We start from the raw sequence: 14,179 nt of genomic DNA on the forward strand, positions 1-14,179 counted from the left end.
ATCGGGGGCAAGCCCCCTCCCACATTTGCCTTACTGTGTTTTGAAGATTGCTGGCCTCTGGTTACAATCCCCGCCCTCTCCCACTCTCCCAAGGAACCGCCATGTCCGGGCTTGAACTGTTCGCCGCCGCCCTGGGGGTGATCGCTGTCTGGCTGACGGTCAAGCAAAACCCCTGGTGCTGGCCCATCGGCCTGGTGATGGTGTTGCTGTACACCTGGGTGTTCTATGACGTGAAGCTCTATTCCGACATGCTGCTGCAAGTGGTCTACGCCGCCCTGCAAGTCTACGGCTGGTGGCAGTGGACCCGCGCCGGCGAGGTCAGGCAAGGGCGCCAGGTCACCCGCCTGGGTTGGCCGGCAATCATGATCAGCATGACCATCGGTGCGGTCGGCAGCCTGCTGCTGGGCGCTGCGATGGCGCACTGGACCGATGCCGCCCAGCCCTGGCTCGACGCCGCCCTCACCGGTTTCAGCCTGGTGGCGCAACTGTGGATGGCGCAGAAACGCGTGCAATGCTGGCCGCTGTGGATCGCCGTGGACGTGATTTTTGTCGGGCTGTTCCTCTACAAAGGCTTGTACCTCACCGCTGCGCTCTATGCCCTGTTCACCGTGATCGCCGTGCAAGGCTGGCGTGAATGGCGCGCCGACCCGGCGTTGCAACCATGAAGGTGGTGGTACTGGCCGGCCCCGAATCCAGCGGTAAAAGCTGGCTGGCTGCCGAGTTGCACGCGCATTTCGGTGGGCTGATGGTGCGTGAATACGTGCGCGATTTCATGGACCGCCACCAGCGCGACACCAGCCTGGCGGATATCCCGGCCATCGCCCACGGCCAACTGTCCTGGGAAGATGCCGCCCGCGCCCGGCAGCCGCGCCTGCTGGTCCTCGACACGCACCTGCTGACCAACAAACTCTGGAGCCAGACCCTGTTCGGAGACTACCCGGCATGGCTCGACGACGAACTGCTGGCGCGGCATTACGACCTGCACCTGCTGCTGTCGCCGGATGATGTGGAATGGACCGCCGACGGGCAGCGCTGCCAACCCGAACTGGCCGACCGCCAGGCGTTTTTCCAGGACAGCCTGGCGTGGATGCAGGCGCATCGACAGGCGGTGGTGATCATCAGGGGGAGTTGGGAGGAGCGCCGCACCGCCGCCTTTGCTGCGGTAGAACAGCTGTTGTAGTGAGCGGGCTTGCCCCGCGCTGGGTGGCGAAGCCGCCCCAATAAAAACACCGCAGCCTGCCAGACAGGACGCGGTGTTTGGTTTTAGGGGGGGTTAGTAGCCCAGCGACAGGCCGGTATTACGACGCGGGTCATTCGCCCCATAGAAGCGGTTGTTGCCCACCGGCTTACCCTCCAGGGACGGTGCCCCCACCAGGATCGCCGCCAAGTGATTGGCATCCTGCGGCCCGGCAAACTTGTGGCCCCAGCTTTCCAGAATCTTCTGGGTGTCCGGGCTGACCGCGAAGGTCTCCAGGTTGGTGGTTTCCGGCATCCACTGCTGGTGGAAACGCGGCGCGTCCACGGCCTCCTGGATATTCATCTTGTAGTCGATGACATTCAGGATGGTCAGCAGGGTCGCGGTAATGATGCGGCTGCCGCCTGGCGTACCGACGACCATTACGGCCTTGCCGTCCTTGGTCACGATGGTCGGGCTCATCGACGACAGCGGCGCCTTGCCCGGTGCGATGGCGTTGGCTTCACCCTGGACCAGGCCGTACATGTTCGGCACCCCGACCTTGACGGTGAAGTCGTCCATTTCATCGTTGAGGATCACCCCGGTCTTGCTCGCCATCACGCCCGCACCGAACCAGTCGTTGAGGGTGTAGGTCACCGAGACCGCGTTGCCCCACTTGTCGACGATGGAATAGTGGGTGGTGTTGTTGCCTTCATGGGGCGACACACCGGGTTTGATCGCCTGGGAATCCCCGGCCTTCTGCGGCTCGATGGCGTCACGCAGCTTGGCCGCGTAGTTCTTGTCCAGCAGATGCTCGATCGGGTTCTTCACGAAATCCGGATCGCCCAGGTAGCTGTTACGGTCCACGTAGGCGTGACGCATGGCTTCGATCTGGTAGTGCAGGCCCTGGGCCGAGTGATAGCCCAGGTCGGCCATCGGGTAGCCTTCAAGGATGTTCATGATCTGGCAGATCACCACGCCGCCCGAGCTTGGCGGCGGTGCCGAGACCACGTGGTAGCCGCGGTAGTCGCACTCGATGGGCGCCAGTTCGCGGGTCTTGTACTTGTCCAAGTCGGACTGGGTGATGATGCCCTTGCCGGCCTGGCTGGAATCCACCAGGGCCTTGGCGACCCAACCCTTATAGAAACCGTCGCTGCCCTTGGCGGAGATTTCCTTGAGGGTCCTGGCCAGGTCTTTCTGCACCAGCTTCTGGCCGACCTGCAGCGGCTGGCCGTTGTGCAGGAAGATCCCGCGCATATCCTTGTCTTTTTCGAACTCACCGGTGGCGGTGTGCAGCAGGTCGATATCGCCCTGCTCCAGGGCAAAGCCGTTTTCCGCCAGCTTGATCGCCGGGGCAATCACCTGGGCGCGCTTGAGGGTGCCGTACTTGCTCAGGGCCAGCTCCATGCCGGACACGGTGCCGGGCACGCCGACCGCCAGGTGCCCCTTGGCACTCAGGCCTTCGACCACATTGCCGGCCTTGTCCAGGTACATATCGGCGGTGGCCGCCAACGGGGCCTTTTCGCGGAAGTCGAGGAAGGTCTTGCGCCCATCCGCCAGTTGCACGGTCATGAACCCGCCGCCGCCCAGGTTACCCGCCGCCGGGTACACCACCGCCAGCGCGTAGCCGACCGCCACGGCGGCATCCACCGCGTTACCGCCGGCCTTGAGTACATCCACGCCGACATGCGTGGCCAAATGCTGGGCGGTCACCACCATGCCATTTTCACCGGCCACCGGGGCCTGGGACGCGGCGTGCACGCCGCTGACCGTCAACACCAGGGCGGTGGCAATCAGTGTGCGGCTGAAGGGTTGGTATTTCATCCATGGCTACTCTAGTTATTGAGATGCACCAAAATAGCCCGTCCCGAATTTAATCCCCAGCGCAATGGCGTTTTTATTACAGAACCTGTCGGTCACAGAACGGCACGTGCAAAGCCGCGTTGCAGATCCTCGATCAACGCCGCCACATCTTCCAGACCGATATGCAGGCGCACCACCGGGTTCAGCCCACGGTCGGCCGCACTCTCGCGGTCGCCGGTGTCGGCCACGGTGACCAGGCTTTCATAGCCGCCCCACGAGGCGCCCAGGCCGAACAGCTGCAAGCCGTCGATAAACCGCTCGACGTAGGCGGCCTCGGCATTCACCAGTTCAAACGACACCAAGCCATTGCTGCCGGTGAAGTCCCGGCGCCACAACCCATGCCCCGGATGCCCGGGCAAGGCCGGGTGGAACACGCGCTTGACCTGGGGTTGCCCCTGCAACCACAGGGCGATGTCCACGGCCTGGCGTTCGTGCACATCCAGGCGCGAGGCCAGGGTGCGGGCGCCGCGCAGGATCAGGTAGGCGTCGTCGGCACTCACCGCGTTGCCGAAGGTGTCGCTCATCCTGCCCAGCGCCGGCCAGGCCGCTGGTGTGGTGCACACACTGCCCATCATCACGTCGCTGTGGCCGCCGAGGTATTTGGTCAGGGCCATGATCGAAATATCCGCGCCCAACGCCAGTGGCCGGTACAGGTAGCCCGAGCCCCAGGTGTTGTCGACGGCGAGCAGGATGTCGCGAGGCTTGCACAATGCGGCAATCGCCGGCAGATCGCACAGCTCATACAACAGTGAGCCCGGCACTTCGGCGTAGACCAGCCGGGTATTGGCTTGCAGTTGCGCTTCCAGCCCCTTGCCATCGGGTGCGAAGTAGCCGACCTCGATGCCGAACGGCTGGAGGAATTCCCGTGCCAGCTTGCGCACCGGGGAATACACCGCGTCGGTGATCAGCACATGATCGCCGGGGCGCAGGTAGGCCAGGAACACCTGGGCCGCCGCCGCCAGGCCCGTACCGTAGAGCCGTGTGCGAAAGCCGCCCTCCAGCTCGGTGACCAGGTCTTCCAGCGCATGGGAGGTCGGGTTGCCACGCGCGCCGTAGCTGAGCACCCGTTCGCTGTCGCGGCGGGCACGGGCGTCGCGCATCTGCGCCAGGTTGTCGAACAGCACGGTGCTCAGGCGCGTGACGGGTACGTTGACGGCGCGGCCGCCGTGGCCTTTTTCGGTACGCGCGGCATGGATCAAGCGCGTGCGCACCCGCGACACAGGTACCAGCGGCTTGAGACTGGCGATTTCCGCTTTGCTCATTTGTGCGAGCAGGCCGATTTCCCAGGCCAGGTACTGGCGCGCGGCGTCCTTGTTGCCGCTGTGACGGTCGTGGGTGAAAAACAGGAAGTCGATGCACTCGGCGTCCGGCGGCGTCTGCGGATCCTGGTTGACCGGCAGGCCGGCCGAGACCCAGGCAGCGAAGCCACCGTCGAGCAACCTGGCCGACAGGCCTTCGGCAGCAAAGGCCGCCAATGCCGGGTCATCCGCCACCAACACCAAGGGACGATGATCGGTCTTGAGCCGCGCACGAATCGACCAGCGGGACCCGGCAATATGGCCCTTGCGGTAGGCCATGCTCGGGCGCAGGTCGATCAGGTTCACATCGCTCAATTCCAGCGCCAGGGCCTGGGCGCTGATCAGCGGCAACGGCTCGTACGCCACCGTCGGCAACACCGGCAGCGCCAGGCCGCTGTCGATACCACCGCTGAGCACATAGGCTTCGTGCCCGAGTTGACGCAGCCAACTGGCGACAATCGGCGCACGCACACCATCGCTGTCCACCAGCACGATGCGTGCCTGGCGCACGCCGATATACAAGTCGGTGGACTGGATCAACTGCCCGCCCGGTGTATGTTGCGCGCCTGGCAACGAGCCAAGGGCAAACTCTTCAGCGGTGCGCACATCACACAGGAACAGGCTGCGTTGCGCGTCCTCGGCCCATTGTCGAACCTGATCCGCCGATACCGTCACCACCCCTGACCGCTCTGCCAATTGCCGCGCAGCCAGGCGCTGCCGAGCCAGGTCAGTGCTGACCTGATCGGCATAGCGCCGAGTACTGCCATGTTCCAGCTGGAAATCTTCCAGGTACCAGCCCTGGGTCCCGTTTTCCAAGGCATAGACAGGGTTTTTCAGGCCCAGGTTGATCAGGGTCTGGGCGCCGATAATGCTGCGGGTGCGTCCTGCACAGTTGATAACGACGGGCGTGCTTTCATCCGGCACCAGGTCCTGTACGCGGTAGCCCAGCTCACCGTTGGGGCAGCAGATGGAACCGGGGATGGTCATCTTGCGGTACTCCTCGAACGGTCGTCCGTCCAGCACCACCAGCGGCTCGCCGCGCGCCTGCCAATCCGCCAGCTGCCGCGCAGTGACATGGGGCGTGTGACTGGCCTCTTCCACTAACTCACCAAAGGCCTTGGACGGTACGTGCACACCGGCAAACAGCTGCAACCCCGCCGCCTGCCAACCCTCGGCACCGCCCTCCAGCACATGCACGCGGCGGTAGCCCAGCGCCTGCAAACGCGCGGCAACCAGCGCCGCCACCTCGCCGCCATCCTGGTCATAGATCACCAGCCGCACCTGCGGGTTGGGCGCCAGGCGGCGTACTTCCAGCTCCAGGCGGCTATAGGGCAGGTTCACCCCATGGAACAGGTGGGCTTCGCCGTATTGCCCGTGCTCGCGCACGTCGAACACGGCGATTTCCTGCCCATCGAACAGCCATTGCTGCAGTTGAAGTGGGGTGATGGTCTGGCTCATGGAAGTCCCAACAATTAAGAGAAAAGTGACTGCAACACCAACTGTGGGGGGGCTTGCCCCCGATGAGGGCGTGTCAGTTAATCCATCCGGTGACTGGCACTCTGCCATCGGGGGCAAGCCCCCTCCCACATTTGATCCGGTTGACACCCCGCGATCAGTAAGCGCGAATAGACGGCGCCATCTGCGAGGCGTTGTAGTTGAGGATGCGGCCGTCCGCGTCCACGCCGTAGCGGCCATTGAGGGATTCCAACGGCAAGCCATACAGGTGGAAATGCAACGTTGCCTGCTCACCTTCAACCTTGATGCCATGCAGGTCTTCACCGAGGAACGAGATCGACGTGCCTGGCTGCACGATCACTTCTTTCTCCAGGCTGAGGGTGGTGAAGCCCGGTTCGCGGCCTTCGTCATTGCGCGCATAGACGTAGTTGATCTCCTGGCCTTCCACCGCGCTGATGATCGCCCAGGTCTCATGGTTGTGCGGGAGCGTGCTTTTGCCCGGCAACAACGAGTTGAGGTACAGGGTCGGCGTATCGCCGTCGTCGTTGAGGCGATAGCGGAATGCGCTGCTGCCCTGCCCTGGCACAGGTGCGGGGAATGCCTCGAAGTTGAACAGGTCGCGGCGCTCGGCCAATTGCTCCAGCAGGCCGACGATTTCCACCAGGGCCGCACGGTCTACGCCGCGCTGGTTGATGACGCGGATCTGCTGCAAAAACGCCTCGATCACGGCGGCACGGTTTGCGTTGCTCATCACGGTTTTCCTCTTATCAGACTGACAGGCTGTAACGGCTCAAATGGGTCAACAGGTACGGGTCATGGTGGATGGGGCCACGGCGCCCCGAATCGCCCAAGGCATGGCGCAGGAACGTCTGGGTGCGTTCGTTGCCAGGGTTCTGGAAGATCTGCGCGGCGCTGCCATGCTCGACAATCACGCCGTTTTCGGTGAAGTACACGACGTCGCTGATCTCTTCGGCGAAGCGCATTTCGTGGGTGACCAGCACGCAGGTCATGCCCTCTTCGGTCAACTCGCGGATCACCGTCAGCACTTCGCCGACGGTTTCCGGGTCGAGCGCCGAGGTCACTTCGTCAAACAGGATCAGCTCCGGGCGCATCGCCAGGGCGCGGGCAATCGCCACGCGCTGCTGCTGGCCGCCGGACAACTGGCCCGGGTACGCATCGGCCTTGTGCTCCATGCGCACCTTGGCCAGCAGCGCCCGCGCGTCTTTTTCCGCATCGGCACGGCTGCGACCGAGCACCTTGCGCGGGGCGATCACCAGGTTTTCCAGCACCGACAAGTGCGGGAACAGGTTGTATTGCTGGAACACAAAGCCGACGCGCTTGCGCAACTCGATGCGCTGGGCTTCCTGGACCAGGCTGTCGACCTGGGTCTGGTCCACGCGAATGCTGCCGCGCTGGGGCTGCAACAGCCCGGTGATGCAGCGCAGGATCGTGGACTTGCCCGAGCCCGACGGGCCGATGATCGACACGGCCTGGCCGCGCAGCACGTCGAGGTCGATGCCCTTGAGCACCGGGTTGGCGCCGAACGACAAGTGCACATCCCGCAGGCTCACCAGGGGTTCAGTAGAAGGCATAACGGCGCTCCAGGTGTTGGGTCAGGCGGGAAATCGGGTAGCAGTACGCAAAGAACAGCACCAGCAGGCTCAGGTAGATCACCACGGTAAAGCCGGTCATGTTCACGGTGTTGCTGGCGATCTGCGCGGTGTCGATCACATCATGCACGCCCACCAGCGAGGCCAGCGCGGTGCCCATGGTGACCACCGCGTAGAGGTTCATCCACGGCGGCAACATGCGCTTGAAGCACTGCGGCAGGATGATCGAGCGAAACAGCTGGCCACGGGTGAACGCCAGGGACCGCGCGGCTTCCCATTGGGTGCTGGGGATCGAACCGATGGCGCCACGGAAGATTTCCGCGACATTGGCGCTGGCCGGCAAGGCCAGGCCGATAGTGACCTTGACCCAGTCGGGGAACGACACGTAGCCGCTGCCGATCCGGATCTCGAACGGGAACACATAGGTGGTGAAGTAGATCAGCACCAGCCATGGCGCATTACGAAACACCTGCACCCACAGCCGCGCCACAAAGCCCAGGGGCGACAATGCCAATGCACCGATCAACAGGCCCAGCACCGAACCAATGCCGATCGCCAGCAGGCTGATCAGAATGTTCTGGCCAAAGCCTGCGACCAGCGCCGGCGACCATTGCCACAACGCCGACAGCACGGGAAATGAATCAATGGCCATAGCCGGGCATCCTCAGGCGCGCTTCAAGCCAGCGCCCCACACAATTGACGATAAAACTCAGCAGGCCGAAAAAGCTCAGGATCAGGAGCATCAGCTCCAGCACGTTGTCACTCTGGGTCCAGATCATGATCGCCGCGTAGGTGATGTCGCCCACCGCAATCGCGGAGGCCACGGCGGTCATCTTCACTAGGTCGATCAGGTTATTGATCAGCGACGGCAAGGCGAAGCGTAGCGCCAGGGGCAACTGCACATTCCACAGCAACTGGCGGCGACTGAAGGCCAGGGAGCTGGCGGCCTCCAGCGTGACGGCCGGCACCGCTTCGATGCCGGCGCGCAGGGCCTCGGCATGGAACGCGCCCTTGTGCAGGGAAATCACGATCACCACCCAGGCAAACGGCGTCAGCGGATTGGCCGCGCCGACCGCCTGGGTCAGCAGCATGTTCAACACCAGGAACGCGCAATAGAGCTGCACCAGCGTCGGCGTGTTGCGCGTGACTTCCACGAACACCCGCGCCGGCTTGGCCAGCCACGGGTTGCCTGAGGTCAGCATCGCAGCCAGCGTGATCCCCGCCAGCAAGCTGCCGAGGATGGTGAACAGGCACAGCAGGCCGGTGGTCAGCGCGCCCTGGACCAGGCTGCCGCGCTGATAGGCGTCGAGCAGGAAGGTGTAGTTCAGGCCGATACGCGCGGCCCAATCGACGAAAAGCTCCATCATTGCAATTTTCCGCAGGCTGTCACGATACGCCGCCCGGCTTCGGCAACGCTGTCGGTCGCGGTGGCGATGGACAGGCGGAACCACGGCGACAGGCCATAGGCACTGCCCGCCACGCCGGCCACGCCTTCCTCCAGCAACCAGGCCACCACATCGGCGTCATTGTCGATACGCTGGCCGTCCGGACGAGAACGCCCCACCAGCCCGGCGCAACGCACGAAGACGAAGAAGCCGCCTTGGGGCTCGAGTACGTCCAGTCCATCGATGTTTTTCAGCGCCTCGACCAGCATGTCGCGGCGCAATTGATAGGCTGCGACCTGCTCCGCGAGGAAGTCCAACCCGCCGGTATACGCCGCCAACGCTGCCGCCTGCCCCACCGATGAGGCGCCGGAAGTGGATTGGGATTGCACCACCGCCATGGCGTCGGTGAGGGTTTTCGGCCCCGCCCCAAAGCCGATGCGCCAGCCGGTCATGGCGTAGGTCTTGGACACGCCGCCCACCAGCAGGCAGCGCGCCTGCAAATCCGGCGCGACATTCAACAGGCTCTGCGCCGGGCGACCATCGAAGCGGATGTGTTCATACAGCTCGTCCAGCAGGATCAATACGTGGGAATGACGCCGCAGCACCTCGGCCAGCGCCTGCAGCTCGGCTTCGCTGTACACCGCGCCACTGGGGTTGCCGGGGCCATTGAGGATCAGCCAGCGTGTGCGTGCGCCGATGTGCTGCTCCAATTGCGCCGGCAGCAGCTTGCAGCCCTGCTCCAGGCCGCATTCGATAAACACCGGTTCGCCGCCATTGAAACGCACGCTGTCCGGGAAAGACGGCCAGTACGGCGTCGGCACCAGCACTTCATCACCGTCATCCAGGGTAGCGGCGAAGGCATTGAAGATGATCTGCTTGGCGCCATTGGCAATCACGATGGACGCCAGCGGGTAGTCGAGTTGGTTTTCTTCGGCCAGCTTGCGCTGCACCGCGACGCGCAAGGCTTTAACGCCCGGCGTCGGTGTGTATTTGGTCGCACCGGCAGCGATGGCTGCGCAGGCGGCCTGCTTGATGTGCTCGGGCGTGTCGAAATCCGGCTCGCCGGTGGTGAGGTCGAGGATGTCGCGACCGGCATCGCGCAATTCAGTCGCGCGGGATTTGGCCGCGGCGTTGGCGGACAGCGACACTCGCTGCACGCGCCGGGACAGGCGTACGGTCATGGCTGAACCTCGAGGACTTTGCCGGGGTTGAGCAGGTTGTGCGGATCCAGCGCCTGCTTGATGCGGCGCATCAGGTCCAGCTCCACCGGGCTTTTATAGCGGCCGAGCAGGCCGACCTTGCGCTGGCCGATGCCATGCTCGGCGCTGATCGAACCGCCGTGGGCGTTGGCGCTGTCATGCACCAGCGCGCTCAATTGCGCGTAATGGGCCATATGCGCCTCCACCGTCGAATCCAGCGGATGGGCCACGTTGTAATGCAGGTTGCCGTCGCCCAGATGGCCAAAGGTGAAGTTGCGCACGCCGGGGAAATGTTCCTGGAGCACTGCATCGGTGTGGGCAACGAAGGCCACCACCTGAGAAATCGGCACCGAGATGTCGTGCTTCATGTTGCCCCCGGCACGTTTCTGCGCCTCACTCATGTTCTCGCGCAGCAGCCACAAGGCGTCGCTTTGCGCCAGGCTTTCGGCGATCAGGGCGTCGGCGATCAATTCGTGCTCGAAGGCTTCGCCAAGCACGTGTTCAAAAGCCTCGCGGGCATGGCTTTCGCCATGGTTATCCGAGAGTTCGATCAAGGCAAACCAGGGTTGGCGCGCGCTGCTGAACGGCTGGGAGCCTTCAGGGAACTGGTCGCGCAGCAAGGCCAGGCAATCGGCGCTGAGTAATTCGAAAGCGGTGAGATTGGCGCCAAAACCGGCACGGGCGTGGGACAGGAACGCCACCGCCTGGGCCAGCTCGTCAAAGGCCAACAATGCGGTGGCCTGGGCCTTGGGCAGCGGGAACAGCTTCAAGGTGGCGGCAGTAATAATGCCAAGGGTGCCTTCGCTGCCGATGTACAGGTCGCGCAGGTCGTAGCCGGTATTGTCCTTGCGCAAACCGCGCAGGCCATCCCATATCTCGCCTTCGGCGGTGACGACCTCCAGGCCCAGGGTCAGCTCACGGGTGTTGCCATAGCGCAGCACGGCGGTGCCGCCGGCATTGGTACCGAGATTGCCGCCGAGGGTGCAACTGCCTTCGGCGCCCAGGCTCAACGGAAACAGACGGCCGGCCTCGCGGGCCAGGTCCTGGATGTTTTGCAGGATGCAGCCGGCTTCTACCGTGAGGGTGTCATTGTCGGTATCGACATTGCGCACACGGTTCATGCGGTCGAGCAACAGCAACACCGAGCGCCCGCTGGCATCCGGCGTCGCGCCGGCCATCAGGCCAGTGTTGCCGCCCTGCACCACGATGGGCGCTTTCAACGCCACACAGGCGCGCACCACCGCGGCAACTTCTTCGGTATTCCCTGGGTGCACCGCCGCTACCACCCGCCCGCTATAACGGCCCTGTTTATCGGTGAGGCGGTGCGCCGCCTCATCACTGGTTTGTACATGGGCCGCGCCGAGCAGTTGTTGCAAGGTGGCGAACAGCGCATCACTCATGGCTGAACTGCTCATGCAGGTCGCGCAAGGCCTGGGACGGTGCCATGCCGGTGCGCTCGCCGAGGGCGATCAGGAAGCCGCTTTTATGCCAGCTCTTCACGATGGCATCGAGTCTGGCCTGGGTGTCGTGCTCGCCCTTGCGAATCCAGATCACCGATTTCGACGGGATCAAATCGCCAGGCAACGGGATTTCATAACCGGCCCACTCGGCATCGCTGAGCAGCGCATGCATGGTCGGGCTGACATGTACGGCGGCCACGCAACCATTGCCACGCAGCGAGAGCAGCGATTCGGATTGGCTGCGGAACGCCTTGATCTGTGCGCCGTAGGTCTCCTGCAAAGGCTTGATGAAGTTACTGCCCTGGGACACGCACACCGGCTGGCCCTTGAGGTCGGCCCACTGCTGGATGCCGGCGCCTTTGCGAATCAACGCAGCGCCGCCGACTTCTTCATAGGGCGTAGGCACGTAGTCGAGGATTTCGGCGCGCTCTTCGGTGAACTGCATATTGGCGATCAGGATGTCGACCTTGCCCTGTTGCAGGAACTGCACGCGGTTGGGCGCCAGCACCGAGACAGTCTGGGTCTCGACACCCAGCGCCTGGCCGATGCCTTTGGCCAGCTCGACGTTGTAGCCCAGGTGTTCGCCGGTCTTGGGATCAATGGTGCCGAACGGCGGACCGCTGAGGATCACGCCGACGCTGACGACGTGGCGTTGCTGGATCTTGTCGAGGGTGGCGTCGGCATGGGCGAGGCCCGCGCACAGGGCCAGGCCGAGTGCAGTGAAGGTTTTCAGGTTCATGCTCAGGCGCCCTTGAACTGTTTCTGCAATTCCACCAGGGCCGGTGATGCCGGACTGATGCGGTTGCGGGTCTGGGCGTCGATCAGCCAGCCGCTGCGGTGCAGTTCCTTGACGATCGGGTCGAGCCTGGCCTGGGTGTCATTCTCGCCACGACGGGTCCAGATCACCGACGGTGCCGGGTTGAGCTCCGGACCAAGGACGCGGTAGTCCTTCCATTCGGCACTGTCGTTGATCAACGGGTTGATCAGGGTAGAGTCGTGTACCGCCGCGACGCAGTTGTTGCCCCGCAGGGCCAGCAGCGATTCGGACGAGCTCTTGAACGCCTTGAGTTGCGCGCCGAACCCGGTCAGCGGCTTGACGTAGCTGCTGCCCTGGGAGGTGCACACGGGTTGGTCCTTGAGGTCTTCCCAGCGGGTGATCTGGCTGTCTTTGAGCACCGCAGCCGCACCGCCGACGCGGTAGAACGGCGTCGGCACGAAGCCGAGGATTTCACCGCGTTCGGCGGTCCATTCCATATTGGCGATGAGCAGGTCGACCTTGCCCTGTTGCAGGAACTGCACGCGGTTGGCCGGCAATACCGGCACCAGTTGCACTTCGGCCTTGAGTTGACGGCCCAGCTCATTGGCCAGGTCGACGTTCAAGCCCTTGGGCTGTTGCGTGGCCGGATCGATGCTGCCAAACGGCCCGCCGGACAACAACACGCCCACCACCAGCACATGGCGCTGCTCGATCTTGTCCAGGGTCGCATCGGCCTGCGCCGCCACACTGCCGCCCAGGGCGATCATCGACCCCAGGGCCACCGGCAACCATTTCTTCAACATCATTGGACTTCCCCCTGGCGAATGATCGGCGTACCCCGACCTGATGGAGGGGCATGCTAGGGAGAGTGCGCGGGCAACGGAAATGCAAATATCTCATATCGTTATAACTTGCCGTGTCTACCCCGCCTTCGTTTTTGGCATAACCCTTTATTTATTGACCCACGCAAAAATAATCTTCAGAAAAGCATAAATATCTGTAATGTTTAACTTCACGTCCTTGATATAAAACCGCCCCTGGAAATGGCCATGTCGACCCTCGATCTTGAACTCCTGCGCACCTTTATCGCCGTGGTCGACCACCACAGTTTCGCCGAAGCCGGCACGCACCTGGCGCGCACCCAGTCGTCCGTGACCCAGCATATGCAGCGCCTGGAGCAGCAAGTGGGGGTCAGCCTGTTCGAGAAGCGCGGCCGGCAAAAACAACTGACCGAGCCCGGCCTGCAACTGCTGCGTCATGCGCGGCAGATGCTGGCGCTGAATGACGATGCCTTGAATTCCCTGCGCGAGAGCAGCCTGAGCGGTGTGCTGCGCATCGGCTCGCCCCACGATATTGCCGACACCATCCTGCCGCCGATCCTCAGCCATATCGCCCGCTCGGCGCCGCGCCTGCGCCTGGAGATCGACGTGGGCCGCAGTCCGTTCCTGATGGACGACCTGCACCGGGGCAAGGTGGACATGGTGATCTCCACCCGCGCCGACCCGAACCTGGAAGGCTTTGCGCTGCGTACGTCGCCGGTGTGGTGGATCTGTTCGGCGCAGTACATCCACCAGCCGAGCGAGCCGCTGCCGCTGATCCTGGTGGATGAGCCGAGCATCTACCGGCGCTACGCGCTGGAGGCGCTGGAACGGGCGAACATTCCCTGGCGCCAGGCGTACCTGGCGTCGAACCTGATCGGGATTAAAGCGGCCACTCGCGCGGGCCTGGGGGTGACGCCGCGCAGCATGGAAATGCTCGGCCCGGACATGCGCGTGCTGGGCGAAACGGATGGGTTGCCGAGGTTGCCGGAGGTCACGTATTACCTGTGGATTCGGCCGAATACGGCGAACCCGATTGCGCGCAAGGCGTATGACTTGATTCGGGGCAGCCAGGGCCTGTAAAGACGGGGCTGGCATCTGGATTTTATCCCGTTAGAATCATCGCCATTCCCGCCTGCCCTCCCTGACACGAGCCCCTT

Annotated in this window: 13 protein-coding genes; 3 read left to right on the forward strand and 10 right to left on the reverse strand. The window is 63.7% G+C overall.

Annotated elements, in window-relative coordinates:
* Positions 1 to 101: 101 nt before the first annotated feature.
* Together pnuC and C8K58_RS23975 are read left to right on the forward strand one after the other, a co-directional pair.
* Complete coding sequence (pnuC, locus tag C8K58_RS23970) at positions 102 to 665, forward strand: nicotinamide riboside transporter PnuC (protein WP_108574473.1); 564 nt, start codon at positions 102 to 104, stop codon at positions 663 to 665.
* Positions 662 to 1,180: an AAA family ATPase gene (locus C8K58_RS23975; protein WP_027607913.1), complete on the forward strand. Its 519-nt coding sequence runs from the start codon at positions 662 to 664 to the stop codon at positions 1,178 to 1,180. The genes pnuC and C8K58_RS23975 overlap by 4 nt, the downstream gene beginning before the upstream one ends.
* A 93-nt stretch (positions 1,181 to 1,273) precedes the next feature.
* Here C8K58_RS23975 and ggt read toward each other — a convergent pair whose 3' ends face one another.
* The 10 genes from ggt to C8K58_RS24025 all read right to left on the reverse strand — a co-directional run bounded on the left by ggt (position 1,274) and on the right by C8K58_RS24025 (position 13,007).
* A complete protein-coding gene (gene ggt, locus C8K58_RS23980; protein ID WP_108574474.1) occupies positions 1,274 to 2,998 on the reverse strand; it encodes a gamma-glutamyltransferase in 1,725 nt (574 codons plus the stop codon).
* A gap of 92 nt (positions 2,999 to 3,090) precedes the next feature.
* Positions 3,091 to 5,793 carry a cystathionine beta-lyase gene (gene metC, locus C8K58_RS23985; protein WP_108574475.1) on the reverse strand — a complete coding sequence of 901 codons (2,703 nt, stop codon included), beginning with the start codon at positions 5,791 to 5,793 and terminating at the stop codon, positions 3,091 to 3,093.
* A 154-nt stretch (positions 5,794 to 5,947) separates the two neighbouring features.
* Positions 5,948 to 6,541 (reverse strand): cysteine dioxygenase, encoded by a 594-nt coding sequence (locus C8K58_RS23990; RefSeq protein WP_027607916.1) that lies wholly within the window; start codon positions 6,539 to 6,541, stop codon positions 5,948 to 5,950.
* Between the two features lie 16 nt (positions 6,542 to 6,557).
* Positions 6,558 to 7,382: an amino acid ABC transporter ATP-binding protein gene (locus C8K58_RS23995; protein WP_027607917.1), complete on the reverse strand. Its 825-nt coding sequence runs from the start codon at positions 7,380 to 7,382 to the stop codon at positions 6,558 to 6,560.
* On the reverse strand, positions 7,369 to 8,052 hold the full coding sequence (locus C8K58_RS24000; RefSeq protein ID WP_027607918.1) for an amino acid ABC transporter permease: 684 nt from the start codon (positions 8,050 to 8,052) through the stop codon (positions 7,369 to 7,371). Before C8K58_RS24000 ends, C8K58_RS23995 begins: the two co-directional genes overlap by 14 nt.
* A complete protein-coding gene (locus C8K58_RS24005; RefSeq protein WP_027607919.1) occupies positions 8,042 to 8,767 on the reverse strand; it encodes an amino acid ABC transporter permease in 726 nt (241 codons plus the stop codon). Before C8K58_RS24005 ends, C8K58_RS24000 begins: the two co-directional genes overlap by 11 nt.
* Positions 8,764 to 9,966: an aminotransferase class I/II-fold pyridoxal phosphate-dependent enzyme gene (locus C8K58_RS24010; RefSeq protein ID WP_092359421.1), complete on the reverse strand. Its 1,203-nt coding sequence runs from the start codon at positions 9,964 to 9,966 to the stop codon at positions 8,764 to 8,766. Before C8K58_RS24010 ends, C8K58_RS24005 begins: the two co-directional genes overlap by 4 nt.
* Positions 9,963 to 11,384 carry an FAD-binding oxidoreductase gene (locus C8K58_RS24015; protein WP_108574476.1) on the reverse strand — a complete coding sequence of 474 codons (1,422 nt, stop codon included), beginning with the start codon at positions 11,382 to 11,384 and terminating at the stop codon, positions 9,963 to 9,965. The genes C8K58_RS24010 and C8K58_RS24015 overlap by 4 nt, the downstream gene beginning before the upstream one ends.
* Complete coding sequence (locus C8K58_RS24020; protein ID WP_027607922.1) at positions 11,377 to 12,183, reverse strand: transporter substrate-binding domain-containing protein; 807 nt, start codon at positions 12,181 to 12,183, stop codon at positions 11,377 to 11,379. Before C8K58_RS24020 ends, C8K58_RS24015 begins: the two co-directional genes overlap by 8 nt.
* Positions 12,184 to 12,185: 2 nt before the next feature.
* A complete protein-coding gene (locus C8K58_RS24025; protein ID WP_027607923.1) occupies positions 12,186 to 13,007 on the reverse strand; it encodes a transporter substrate-binding domain-containing protein in 822 nt (273 codons plus the stop codon).
* Positions 13,008 to 13,250: 243 nt separating this feature from the next.
* Here C8K58_RS24025 and C8K58_RS24030 point away from each other — a divergent pair, with 243 nt between their 5' ends.
* Positions 13,251 to 14,102 carry a LysR substrate-binding domain-containing protein gene (locus C8K58_RS24030; protein WP_370671275.1) on the forward strand — a complete coding sequence of 284 codons (852 nt, stop codon included), beginning with the start codon at positions 13,251 to 13,253 and terminating at the stop codon, positions 14,100 to 14,102.
* Positions 14,103 to 14,179 lie beyond the last annotated feature (77 nt).

Source organism: Pseudomonas sp. GV047, assembly GCF_003058245.1.
GTDB lineage: Bacteria > Pseudomonadota > Gammaproteobacteria > Pseudomonadales > Pseudomonadaceae > Aquipseudomonas > Aquipseudomonas marginalis.